At 69.7% G+C, this 12,189-nt stretch carries 11 protein-coding genes; 6 read left to right on the top strand and 5 right to left on the bottom strand.

What is annotated here, in order from left to right; translation table 11 throughout:
* Positions 1–7: 7 nt before the first annotated feature.
* From GA0074692_RS05525 to GA0074692_RS05515, 3 genes are all read right to left on the bottom strand, one after another.
* Positions 8–916 (bottom strand): NmrA/HSCARG family protein, encoded by a 909-nt coding sequence (locus tag GA0074692_RS05525; RefSeq protein ID WP_218106559.1) that lies wholly within the window; start codon positions 914–916, stop codon positions 8–10.
* A gap of 67 nt (positions 917–983) precedes the next feature.
* Complete coding sequence (locus tag GA0074692_RS05520; protein WP_176738314.1) at positions 984–2,189, bottom strand: MBL fold metallo-hydrolase; 1,206 nt, start codon at positions 2,187–2,189, stop codon at positions 984–986.
* An 813-nt stretch (positions 2,190–3,002) separates the two neighbouring features.
* Entirely contained in the window at positions 3,003–4,037 is a 1,035-nt protein-coding gene (locus GA0074692_RS05515; RefSeq protein ID WP_091640027.1) for an extracellular catalytic domain type 2 short-chain-length polyhydroxyalkanoate depolymerase, read from the bottom strand.
* Positions 4,038–4,251: 214 nt separating this feature from the next.
* Here GA0074692_RS05515 and GA0074692_RS05510 point away from each other — a divergent pair, with 214 nt between their 5' ends.
* From GA0074692_RS05510 to GA0074692_RS05485, 6 genes are all read left to right on the top strand, one after another.
* Complete coding sequence (locus GA0074692_RS05510) at positions 4,252–5,202, top strand: hypothetical protein (RefSeq protein WP_091640025.1); 951 nt, start codon at positions 4,252–4,254, stop codon at positions 5,200–5,202.
* 66 nt (positions 5,203–5,268) lie between these two features.
* Entirely contained in the window at positions 5,269–6,234 is a 966-nt protein-coding gene (locus GA0074692_RS05505; RefSeq protein WP_245730180.1) for a hypothetical protein, read from the top strand.
* A 180-nt stretch (positions 6,235–6,414) separates the two neighbouring features.
* Entirely contained in the window at positions 6,415–6,795 is a 381-nt protein-coding gene (locus GA0074692_RS05500; protein WP_091640021.1) for a YciI family protein, read from the top strand.
* Positions 6,792–7,187 (top strand): YciI family protein, encoded by a 396-nt coding sequence (locus GA0074692_RS05495; RefSeq protein ID WP_281198769.1) that lies wholly within the window; start codon positions 6,792–6,794, stop codon positions 7,185–7,187. Before GA0074692_RS05500 ends, GA0074692_RS05495 begins: the two co-directional genes overlap by 4 nt.
* Positions 7,184–8,428 (top strand): RNA polymerase sigma factor, encoded by a 1,245-nt coding sequence (locus tag GA0074692_RS05490; protein ID WP_091640018.1) that lies wholly within the window; start codon positions 7,184–7,186, stop codon positions 8,426–8,428. The genes GA0074692_RS05495 and GA0074692_RS05490 overlap by 4 nt, the downstream gene beginning before the upstream one ends.
* A 126-nt stretch (positions 8,429–8,554) precedes the next feature.
* Positions 8,555–9,445 carry a bile acid:sodium symporter family protein gene (locus tag GA0074692_RS05485; protein ID WP_091640015.1) on the top strand — a complete coding sequence of 297 codons (891 nt, stop codon included), beginning with the start codon at positions 8,555–8,557 and terminating at the stop codon, positions 9,443–9,445.
* A 47-nt stretch (positions 9,446–9,492) separates the two neighbouring features.
* Here GA0074692_RS05485 and GA0074692_RS05480 read toward each other — a convergent pair whose 3' ends face one another.
* Both GA0074692_RS05480 and GA0074692_RS05475 read right to left on the bottom strand, forming a co-directional pair.
* The gene (locus GA0074692_RS05480) at positions 9,493–10,689 is read right to left on the bottom strand and encodes an ARPP-2 domain-containing protein (RefSeq protein ID WP_091640013.1); all 1,197 of its coding nucleotides are present in this window, start codon (positions 10,687–10,689) and stop codon (positions 9,493–9,495) included.
* Positions 10,686–12,119 carry a hypothetical protein gene (locus GA0074692_RS05475; RefSeq protein WP_218106558.1) on the bottom strand — a complete coding sequence of 478 codons (1,434 nt, stop codon included), beginning with the start codon at positions 12,117–12,119 and terminating at the stop codon, positions 10,686–10,688. Before GA0074692_RS05475 ends, GA0074692_RS05480 begins: the two co-directional genes overlap by 4 nt.
* Positions 12,120–12,189 lie beyond the last annotated feature (70 nt).

Here is a 12,189-nt window from a genome sequence, read left to right as displayed (position 1 = left end):
CGGGTGTTCACGCAACGGATCCGAACGTGTGGTGGGCCCAGTCGGCGAAGCTGGTCCAACCCACCTCGGGGTGGGCGGCGTGCAACGCGGCGATGTCGACCTGGTAACCCGGACCGTTCAGGAACGTCCACATCGCGTGCATGTCCGGATCGCCGATCGCGGCCAGTGGCACCCCCTCAAGGCGCACTTCCCGGCCCAGGGCCGCGCCGAGCGCGGCCGCCATCTGGGCGGGAGTCGGGGCATCGCTGGCCAGCTCGATGCGCCGCCCGACGTACGGAGCGGGGTCGAGAAGTACCTGCGCAGCAAAGACGCCAAGGTCGGCGCGGGCAAGCTGTTGCAGCGGCCGATCCGCCGGCAGCGGCAGGTCGAGCACCCCGCCGCGAATACGGTCCGCCCCGCCGAGGGCGTTCTCGAAGAAGTACGTCGGCCCCAGGATCGTGTACGGGACGTCACCGGCAGCGAGCTCGGTCTCGATGCGCGCCTTGCTGTCGAAGTGCGGCACACCGCTTCCCTGGTCGGCGCCGGCCACCGAACTGAACACCAGATGCGGCACTCGGGCCTCGCCAGCGGCCGCCAGGATCGCCCGCCCCTGGGCCACCTCGGCATCCACGCCCGCCTCGAACGGAGTCGTGAGCGCGAAGGTGGCTCCCACGCCCGCCATCGCCGTGGCCAGCGAGCTGCGATCATCCAGCGATCCCGCGACCACCTCGACACCCCGGTCGGCGAGCCGACGAGCCGACGGCCGCTCCGGGTCACGCACCAGCGCCCGCACCCGGGCCCCGCGGCCCAACAACCCCTCGGTGACGGCGCTGCCCTGACCGCCGGTCGCCCCGAGCACCAAGATCGGCGCATCGGCCATCAAAGACACCTCATTCTCCGCGAGCGTGCGCGGCGACCGATCGTCGCCGCGCACCACGGTATCCGCCCACCTCGGCTGTCTTCCGGGATGTGACGCATCCGCTTTCGTGCTCGGGCTGACCGAGCTACCTGGTCGGGACCACGGTCGATGTGCTGGTGGGGAGGTTGACGTACTCTGCGGTGGAGTTACCCTCGAACGTCGCCGTCACCTTCTGCTGCGGCAGAATCTTGCGGGTGGCCTCGCAGGTCGCGACACCGTCGCTGTTGGTGACCGCCGTGCACCCATGGCGGGAACCCTCGACCCTGAAGGTCACGGTCTGACCGGCCACAGGGCCCCACCCGGCACCACGATCCACGCCGCCCCAGCCGGTCTCGAGCTGTGCCGTCAACGTCGTGGTCTGCGACGTGAGCTCGGGGAACGTGAGCGACGTGACGCGCCAGACCGGAACGTCGGTGGTCGGGTCGACGGCCGCGAGCCAGGCCGCCGCGCATCCACGCCAGATGGCGGCGGCACGCAGGGTCCTCTCGTGTCCGATGACGAAGGGGTTCGGGTCGCGCGTGCCGGCACGCTCGATCGCCTGCATGTTCACCGTCGACCCGTCTGAGGTCGGGTGTGTGAGGAACGTTCCCTCGACGCCGTACTCCGCCACCAGCTGATAGGTGCGCTCGGCGCCCGCGAGGTACCCCTTGGCGCTCGCGACGGCCCCCGGGTGGCCCTGACGACCGCCCATCAGCAACATGTGCCGCTTGCCGTTCTGGTGAACGGGGACCACGAAGTTCAGCGCGCCGGGAGTGTGGCCCGGGATGGACTGCACGACCACCGTGGTGCCGTCGATGGTGAGCTCCTGGGGCTCAGCGATGGCGGAGTCGATCAGCGTGGGGTTGTAGGTCTTGCGGGAGCTGTCACCGGACCCGAGGTAGATGTCGAGGTCCGGCCCGAAGTTGGCGCGAAGCTGGTTCGCCCCGCCGTCGTGGTCGCCGTGACCGTGCGAGACAAGCACGCCTTCCAGGGGGCGCTTGGTGCTCAGCCCGAGGGACTCGAGCGCCGGCATGGTGTACTGCGTCACCTCGGCGCTGTTGTTCAGCGTGTCGATGAGGACGAAACCGCCGTTGGCCGTCTTGAGGATGTACTGGCCGACGTACTGGTCGCCGATGTACCACAGGTCGTCGAAGACCTGGGTCAGCGGAACGCGTGTCGCGTGCCGCTCGGCGCTGGTCCTGCCGTACATCTCGGGGTCTTCGACCGCATCGCAGGAGTACGTCCGGTACCTGTTGACGAGATCCAGGTCTCCGCCCGAGTTCTTGACCGCTTCGTCGAGGTGCTCCTGCACCTCGGCCTCCCCACCCTGGGCACCCAGGGCTGGACTGCTCGTGACCTTCACCGCCAGTGCCGCCGTCGTCAGTGCGAGGACAGCCATCGACGCCGTCAGTCCAACACGCCTCGCCGCGCCTGGGCGATAACTCATGGCACTTTCCCTTCTCTCGGAAACGCTTCCACAGTGGCGCACACCGCGAACGGGAGTCACGGTGCACAGAGTTGACGAATACGGCTCCGGCCGGTCGTGAGCCAAAAGACGAAGTACAGCCGTTTTGCTGGACGCGCATGTCCTCACGCAGAGAACCGTTATCGACGAACAGTTCCAGCATCAAGCGATGGCGCTTACAGCCCACACTTCAGGCGAGTGCTGATGGCCCGTAACGACGTCTCCTTCTTCCTGATCGGCGGGATGTGTTCACTGCGTGAAACAATGTTTCGCAGATGTGACATGGATGATGCAGGGCAGAGCCAAGGCCGTCAAGACCTCGTTTACCTTGGGCGGGTTCTGACGCGCACGCATGAAGAAGCACGGCCGCCGCCCCTCAGGTGCACCAAACTCCTGAACGTTTCACACGGTGATAGGCACATTCGCAGCCGTTGACCTGGTAGCGGTCGTGCCGTAACGTCGCCCCAGCGACAGCATTTATCACCCTGCGACAAGTGCCGCCTTTCCAGAAGGTACTCACACCAGGCAGAGAAAAGATGATCCGTTCCGGGTAATGGCTTGGGACTGGACATGGTCGGCCATCGTGCCGGTCATCGCCGGATCGGACACGCCACAGGGCCGGCCCGGACGGATCCGGGCCGGCCCTGTGGCGTGCTGTGGTCAGCCGTCCAGCCGGCGGACCATGTTCATGATCGTCTCGATCTGGGCCCCGCCCTTGATCGGGTAGTTGGTGGCCCCGAGGTAGCCCCACCAGTCCCAGCAGCCGTTCGGGTTCACCGCCGTCGTGATCGCCTGCGGGTACAGGACGATGAGCCGGTTGGTGTCGGCGTACTGGTTGAGGTTGGCTCGGTCGACGAAGGCGGTGCCGACCTTGCTGTGGCCCTGGGCGCAGCCGTGCAGGGCGACCAGCAGGCGGCAGGTCTGGTTGGCGGCGCAGGAGCTCGGGACGTACGCGAAGCCGTTGGCATCCATGCTGAGCCCGTTGGCCCAGCCGTTGACCGCAAACGAGTCCTGGCTGTACCGGATCAGGGTGCCGCCGAGCGGGCCGGTGTTCGGCGGGGACACCGAACCGAGCAGCTTGCTGAGGAAGGTGCGCTGTGGGTCGGTGCCGCAGTCGTTGAGGAACGGCGCGGCGGTCTGCGTGCAGCCGACCGTGCCGTACGGGGTCACCCAGGCGTGGCCGGCGGCGCTGCCGGAGTCGTACTGGACGCTGGCGCCGAAGTCCCGGTAGTAGTGGGCCAGGTCGTTGGTGACCGAGGTCTTCACGACCCCGTCGTTGCTCCCGTGGTAGACGTAGACCGGCTGGCCGGCGAGGTTGCCGGTGCCGTCCACCCAGCCGTACGACGCCCAGGTGCGGGTGTAGGTCTCCAACGCGGGCACGTTGGTGGGGTAGATGTTGTCGCCGCAGCCGTAGAGCGCCTGCGCGACGTTGTTCTGGGCGCAGTAGTACGGGCCGGCCGCGAAGACCGCGGCTCCCCGGATCCGCGACGAGTAGGCGACCTGGAGCTGGGTGGCCATGTACCCGCCGGAGGAGACCCCGGCGACGTAGACGGCGGACACCGGGTAGCTGCGCAGCGAGCCGGAGACCGGGGTCTTGGTGTACGGGGTACCGGCGGCCTGGGCGGCGACACTACCGGGGAGGACCAGCAGGACGGCGGCGACGAGGGCGGTGAGGGCTTTCCACGGTGTTCTCATGACGTTCTCCCGTCAAAGCGCCGGCGGGACGGCCGGCGTGCGGAGACGCTAACGTGACATCGAACACAGCCAATATCCGTACGATCGACACCTCGGCGTCGGTCACGGTGTGGGCCGCCCACCAGCCGCGTCCCGCGGCGCCCGACCCGCCCCGGTCGCGGAGGGCGTCGGACCGGTTGCGTGGCCGGCTGACTGACCTGACTACCATCCGCTCATGATCGAGGAGTTGGTCAGGCGGGCGGCTGCCGAGGACGACGACGCGCTCGAGGAGTTGTCCCTGATCGCGGGCCTCGACCCACGGAGGCTGACCCCGCACCTGGGCCTCCTGCTGGACCTCGACGTGCTGTGGCCGGCGAAGTTGTACCGAGCGGCGGACACCGACGTGGTCCGCCGGGTCGTCGAGCAGATCGACGGCGGCCGGACGCCGGACCGCCTCAACCACCTGCTCGCCATCCTGGCGCACAGTGCTCACCCGCTCGCCGAGAGCGCGATGCGTCGCTGGTCGACGGAACCGCCGGCCGGCGCGGGCGAGCTGCACGTCGGGGTGCTGAGCTACGCACGCGAGGGCGGTTGGACGGTCGGCCTGGACGGCAAGCGACGGGACCTGTGCGGGGACACCGCGTACCGGTGGGTCATGCGCGAAACACCGCGACGCGCGGACGGACCCAACTGTCCGTGGTGTGCGTCGCCGATGTGGACTGCCGCGGACCTCGACACCACGGAACCCGCCACCGGCGCCGCGATGGCGCACACGGGCTGGTCTGGCCGATTGGTGATCGAGACCTGCCACTTCTGCGCCTGCTACACGACGCTGTACAGCCGGGTCACGCCGGCCGGCGTCGCCACCTGGTGGACCGGCAACACCCGCCCGAGCTACCTGGGTACCGCAGAGCCGGAGGATCCCCCGACGCTGCTACCGGCCCTGGGTCCGGCCCTGTCGAGTCCCTACCAGGCCAGCGCCTGGGATCAGGGCGGCTCGACGCTGGGCGGTCGACCCGACTGGATCCAGGACGCCGAGCACGCCGACTGCCCTGGTTGCGGACAACCGATGGACTACGTGGGTCTGATCGGCGGCGCTGATCTGGACGAGTTCGGCGAGGGCGCCTACTACCTGCACCTGCATGCGCCGTGCGGGTTCGCTGCGGTGAACTACCAGCAGAGCTGACACCCCGCACAGATCCAAGGAGTCGGTTCGACCGTCGTAGACTCCGCGCTCGTGGAAGATCCAGTTGTGCTCGGCGAGGTCACCTGTCCGTCCGGCGACCTCATCCTGATGGACGGCGGCTACCTCGGGCTCTGGTCGGGCGACCGCTCCCCGGAGGAGACCCGTGGACCGGATGCCGTCGCCGCGGTTGACTTCGAGGTCGTTGGCCGCGACGCGGAGACCGCGGCCAGGTCGTTCGACCACCAATCAGGCCTCTACCTCTACGACATACCGCAGCATGGGGTGCAGCAGGTCGTCGCCAAGTTCGGTGAGCACTGCCGAGAACGTGGCCTCGACGCATCCCTGCGTCCCTACACCCGTCAGGTGCCGCACCGAGACCGGGCCCGGCGGGCGTTGACCGCAGGGGATCCGGACTTCCTGATCACCGGCGTTCCGGTGGTTCCCGTTGGGGACGTGCCATCCGATCGCCCGCTGCGGGTCACCGCATCCCCAAGCGAGTGGGGATGGCGCCAGATCCGGATCGAGCTCGGGACGGCCACCGTCGGGAGTTCACGCCGGCTGGGCAGCATCTACGTGGATCATGCCCGGCTTGTGTTCGCGGACGCGGACGCTCTGTCGTCGTGGGTACACGACGACTCCATCGACGGTCTCGCCGACGTGGCCTTCTGGGGCAGGGACGAGGAGCTGATCGCCACCGAGCTTGGCGCATCACGCACCGGCACGCCTGGGGACGATAACTACGGCTGGCTCGACCTGCCGATCCAGCAGGCATACGAGCGAGCCGTCGCGCTGAACGAGCGGCGAAGTGCCGAACCCCGCGCCATGTTCGCGTTCGACTTCCGCCCCCACTCCCACCACTGGCAGGTGATGGCAGGTGTGCGCGCCGCCGAGTACGAGGCGGCCACCATCACGGTCGGCGGCGCCGAGATCATGATGGCCATGACCTCGATTGGCGACGGCGTCTTCCCGGTTCACCTTGACCTGGACGCTTCAGGCGTCCCGACCGCCGTCCGCATCACCGTCGACGAGTAAGGACCGAACGCGGTCACTGCAAGGCGCGGCCCATCGCTCTCCCCATGCTCGGGAAAAGTTTCCGGGATGCTGTCGTATCAGGGCGCAGCCGTTCGTGGAACTGGTGTGCGGCGGCCGGCCGGGCCGCCGGACACGAGGAGTCGGGAACGGCCCTCGTCCCGGGACTGAGAGGAGACGACCATGACGGAGTACCTGATCGCCTTCAACGACGAGTGGGTGCGCGAGCACACGGCGGAGGAGATTCGCGCGAAGGGCGTGGCCAGCCGGGCCGTGATCGAGGAGATGCGGACCGCCGATGTCCTGATCTTCAGCAACGGCGGGCTCGACCGGTCCACCGCCGTGTGCAGTGTCGAGTTGGTCGACGGCCGGCCGGTCTTCACCGACGGTCCGTACGTCGAGACCAAGGAGCACCTCGGCGGTTTCGCCGTGGTGGACGTGCCCGACGACGAGACGGCGCGATACTGGGCCGGCCGGCTCGCGGCCGTGCTCGACTGGCCGCAGGAGGTGCACCGGTTCCGAGGGCCCGGGGAGGCCAGGCGTAGCAGCTCTGGGGAGAAGTGAGCGCGGTGCCCAGGTACCTGCTGTCCGTCTACGGACCGGCCGAGCACACCGAGTTCGGCACCTACCCCTCCCGGGAGGCGATGTCGCAGGCGTTCGCCGACACCGGCGCCTTCAACGAGCGGCTCCAGCGGGACGGTCACCTCGTCTTCGCCGACGGCCTGGAGCCCGCGACGACCGCCACCACCGTCGACGGGCGGGGCGGGAAGCCGGTCTTCACCGACGGTCCCTACCTGGAGACGAAGGAGCACCTCGGCGGCTTCTGGGTCATCGAGGCGGCCGACCTCGACGTGGCACTGGCGCTTGCCGCCGCGGGGTCGAAAGCGTGCCGCGGAACGATCGAGGTGCGCCCCTTCCGCACCGAGGAATCCGTCCGAGCGATGCTGGAGCCGTGACTGTTCCCACCGTCGAGCAGGCGATCACCCGCGCCTACCACGAGGAGTGGGCGCGGGTGGTCGCCAGCCTCGCGCGCCGTCTCGGCGACCTCGACGTCGCCGAGGAAGCGACGGCCGAGGCGTTCGTAGCGGCTGCGGAGCGGTGGCCGCGCGAGGGCGTACCGCCGAATCCCGGCGGCTGGCTCGCCACCACCGCGAACCGCAAGGCGATCGATCGGCTCCGTCGCGAGTCGCAGCGCGACGCCAAACACCAGGCGGCCCGGATGATGTACGACGACACCCCTGCCGAGCCGACCGGCCCGGTCGAGGACGACCGGCTCAGACTGGTCTTCACCTGCTGCCACCCCGCACTCGCGATGGAGGCCCGGGTGGCGCTCACCCTGCGCCTGCTCGGCGGCCTCACCGTCCCCGAGATCGCCCGCGCCTTTCTGGTGCAGGAGACCACGATGGCGCGACGGATCACCCGCGCCAAGGCGAAGATCAAGGCGGCGCACATTCCCTACCGGGTGCCCTCGGCCGACGACATCCGCGAGCGGCTCGCCGGCGTACTCGCGGTCGTCTACCTCGTCTTCAACGAGGGCTATCTCGCCAGCGAGGGGGACGACCCGGTGCGCGTCGAACTCACCGACGAGGCGATCCGCCTCGGCCGGCTGCTCCGAAGCCTCCTCCCGGACAACGGCGAGGTAGCCGGCCTGCTCGCCCTGATGCTCCTCACCGACGCCCGGCGGCCGGCGCGCGTGTCCCGCACCGGGGAGCTGGTGACCCTCGACGAGCAGGACCGTGGCGCATGGAACCGCACCTTCATCGCCGAGGGCAATGCCCTGGTCCGCGAGCGGGTCGAGGCGGTGGCGGCCGGCGGTGACCCACCGGGGCGCTACCAACTCCAGGCCGCGATCAACATGGTCCACACGAATGCCCCATCCGCCCGAGACACCGACTGGTCCACGATCGCCGCCCTCTACGGCCGCATGGTGCTGCTCGACCCCTCGCCGATCGTGCGGCTCAACCGGGCGGTCGCGGTCGCCGAGGTCGACGGCCCCGGGGTCGGGCTGGCCGAGGTCGACCGGCTCACGGCGGTCCTCGACGGCTACCATGCCTTCCACGCCGCGCGCGCCGACCTGCTGCGGCGACTCGGACGCGGCGGCGAGTCGCGGGCGGCGTACGACCGGGCCATCGGACTCGCCGGCAACCCCGCCGAGCGGGCCTACCTCACCCGCCGCCGCAACCAGCTCGCCGGCTGACCGACGCGTGGAGCCAACCCGCCTCGGAGGTCGCGAACTCCGGGTGCTGCGCGCCGATCAGATATCAATCGAGAACCAGCGATACGGCCGATGTCGCCCGGCCGTGCCGACCAGCACAATTCGCGAATGGACTCCTGGTTGACGACGGTCGGGTTGCCGGTCGCGCTCGGCATCGTCATGCTCGGACTCGGGTTGGGCCTCACCATCGGTGACTTCCGGCGGGTGGCGGCGTATCCGAGGCTGGTGCTCATCGCCCTCGGCTGCCAGGTGCTGCTGCTGCCGGCGCTCTGCTTCGGTCTGGTCCTGCTCTTCGGGCTCCGGCCCGAGCTGGCCGTCGGCATGATGCTGCTCGCCGCCTCGCCCGGCGGGACCACCGCCAACCTCTACAGCCACCTTTTCGGTGGCCACGTCGCCGTCAACGTCACGCTCACCGCGGTCAACTCGGTGCTCGCCGTGGTCACCCTGCCCGTGGTGGTGAACCTGTCGGCGGATCACTTCCTCGGTGACGCGGCATCGATCGGACTCCAGTTCGACAAGGTGCTCCAGGTCTTCGCGATCGTGCTGGTGCCGGTCGCCCTCGGGATGGCCCTACGGTCGCGGTTTCCCAGGGTCGCCGACCGACTCGGCCGCCCGGTGAAGATCCTCTCGGTGGTCGTGCTGGTCGCGGTGATCCTCGGGGCGGTGCTCAAGGAACGGGCGAACCTCGCCGACTACTTCCTCGCGGTCGGCGCGGTGGTGCTGGCCTTCAACGTGATCAGCCTGCTGATCGGGTACGGCGTACCGAGGCTGGCCGGCGTCGGCCGGCGGGAGTCGATCGCCGCCGGTATGGAGGTCGGCATTCACAACAGCACGTTGGCCATCACCATCGCGATCAGCCCGGCACTGCTGGACAGTACCGAGATCGCGATCCCGGCCGCCGTCTACGGCATCGTCATGTTCTTCACCGCCGCCGTCTTCGGTTACCTGGTCAGCCGGCGACGTGCTCCAGCCGAGGCCGGTCGGGGCCGGACGGCGTGAGCCGAACATCGGCCAGGGCGGTCGTCGAGGCGGCGGCCAGGCGCTCCTCACCCACGCTGCGATCTCGTCGCCTGGTTGCGTAGCTTTCGGGCGTGGTTGCGGCAGGCGTCGATGATGTCGGGTCGGAGCAGGTGGCCGAAGCCGGCGTTGGCCAGCCGTAGCGTGATTCCTCGGCGGTCGGTGCCGAGAGCGGTGGCGGTGGCGTCGAGGTCCCAGTCGTGGGCGGCGAGTTGGGACAGCAGGTGCCCACGGCGGGTCTGGGCGGCCGACAGCCGGAACGTCTTGAGGTAGGCGAGTTGGCCGGTGTCGTCGGTGATCGTTTCGCCGATGTGATTCTCGGTGTCGGGGTCGAAAGCCGGTAGAAAGCGGGACAGGGTGAAGCGCCCCATCCGGTACACCGGCGTGACCGTACGGCGTTCGTCCGCGAGGAGCCCGCCGGCCATGACGGTGTGGAGGGCCGCCCAGTCGGCGCGAGCCTGGGCGAGCTGTGCGCGCAGATCGGCGACGCTGGCGACGGCGGTGTCGTCGAGGCGGGCGGTGAAGCTGGGCGCTGCCGGGTACAGGTGGGCGTACTGGAAGAGCAGCTCGCCGTAGAAGTCCTGTAGCAGGGTCGGGTGCAGGGCGCGGTAGTCGTCGGGGTGGCTGACGACGAACGCGGCAGCAAGAGTGTCGGCGACGTAGAGCACCATTCCGCACTGGTCAGGGTGGATCTCGAAGATGCGCAGCGCATCCTCGAGGCCGGGAATGGCGGTGCCGGTGTAGCTGGCCTCGACGCGCGGGGACAGGCCACGGGTGACGGCGTGACGGGTCCACTCCTGCCAGGCGATGGACGGCCCGCCGAACTGTAGGGCGAGGTAACCCTCCATCGCCAGGTGCAGCGGCAGGAAACGGAGCCGCTGCTTGCCGTCCCGGCGGGCCATGCGTCGCCGGAACGCCAGCCGGATGCCGCTGGGCTCACCGGACGCGGCGGGGTCGCGTAGCTGGGTGCCGTAGGCGGCGGCGGGCGTGTCGTCCGTGGTCCAGCTCGCCACGAACGCGTGGGGCACATAGGAGACGTACGCGCTGCGCGGGCCGGTGTGGACGATCGACAGCTCGTCGGGGTCGTGGAGGCGGGCGTGCAGGCGCAGATCCGTGATGGGTACGGGCCGCAGCAGCGGCACGAGGCGTACCGCGCCCCACGTCTGGTCGGGGGCGACGGTCAGCCCGGTCAGGTCGATCCGGTCCACGGGTGCGGTGGTGGTCATGGCGACTCCGGCCCACCAGAATCGCTGAGAAACCGGTCCACCCGGTCGGCGAGGTGGCGGCGCAGCTCGTCGAAGCCGGCACCGCCGGTGGCGAAGCGGGCCAGCTCGACGAGGGCCGTTACGTCCTCGGCGTCGCGCACGCCGACGCTGGCCACACCGGGAGCGAGGCGCCGTACGTCGAAGGTGTCGGCGTCGTAGACCGGGTTGAGGTGCACAATGCTCGTGCGCCGGTGGGGGTCGAGACGGGTACGCCACACCCGGAGCACCTCGGCGGCCTGTCCGGGCGGGGCGTTGTCCCAGCCGTCGGAGACGATGACGAGTCGCTCGGGTCGCTGTTCGAGGCCGTCGAGGATGCGTTCACCGAGCCCGGTCGCTCCGATGGGGTGCACCAGCAGCGGGTCGCCGCGGTGGTTCAGCCACAGTCCGGTGTACTCGGTGGCGAGCGCCTCCAGCAGGTAGTGGGTGGCGAGGGCGACGGCGAGGGGCCGGCGACGTTTCACCCCGGATCCGGCGGCGGAATAGCTGTCGTCGAGGACCGCCACGACCCGGCCCCACGAGCCCGCCTGTCGACGGGCGGCGCGCCGGGCGGCCGTCCGCAGCGCACCGGTCAACTCCTCGCGGCGCCGGTTCCGCTCCGGCCGGGACAGCGACAGCACGTAGACGGCGAGACGGGTCAGTGGCGCGGTGGCGAGGTCCATGGCGATTGCGCCGACCTTGTGCCGTGCGGCGGCCGACTGCAACCGCAGCCGTTCGCCGTCGGTGAGCTTCGGCGCGATGCCGGTCAGGAAGCGGGCCCGGTCGATTCCCTGTTGGGCGGCGAGTCCCTCGGCGACCGTGTAGGGCAGCTCGTACAGCGCGCGCTGTTCGTAGTGGGCGCGCCGCCACGTCTCCAGGATCAGCGTCTCGTACCGCCTGGGGCGACGCCAGTCGAACAGCGCGGTACCCACCTCGCCGGGCAGCGGCAGGTGCGCGTGGCGGGCCGCGACGGACAGCGACCGGCGGTACTTGACCGCGTCGAACGCGGGATCCGGCCGGCCAGCCACCCAGTCACGCACGATCGCCCTGGTACGCCGGTTGTTGACGCCCAGCCGGCGTAGTTCACGGAACACGGAGTACACCCGTTGGGGCGGCAGTAGCCGCAGCCGCGCGGCGATCAGCCGCCCCTCGACCGCCCGCTGCCCGGGGCTCGCGGTCGACGCGGTGCGCAGCAGGTTCGTCACGACCATCGCCGCGTTGAGATGGTTGATGTCCAGGGCCGCCGTCGCCGCGTAGAGATCCCGGTAGTTGCCCAGCACGTACTCGTGCAGGAAGTCCAGCGACATCCGCTGCGCGCCGGCGCGACTGTGGAACTCGTGCTGAGCCGTGGAGGCGATCGCCGCGTTGACGAACATGACCACGTCCTCGCACGCGACCTGCTCCGACAGCGACACGACCGCGACCCAGCTTCCTCGACGGGTGACCCAGAGGCCGGCCGGGGAATGAAGGCACGAACTGCGAAGC

It is taken from the genome of Micromonospora pallida (assembly GCF_900090325.1).
Taxonomy (GTDB): Bacteria; Actinomycetota; Actinomycetes; order Mycobacteriales; family Micromonosporaceae; genus Micromonospora; species Micromonospora pallida.
The sequence above is the reverse complement of the archived record's forward strand: the minus strand, read 5'-3'. Positions and strand labels throughout refer to the sequence as shown.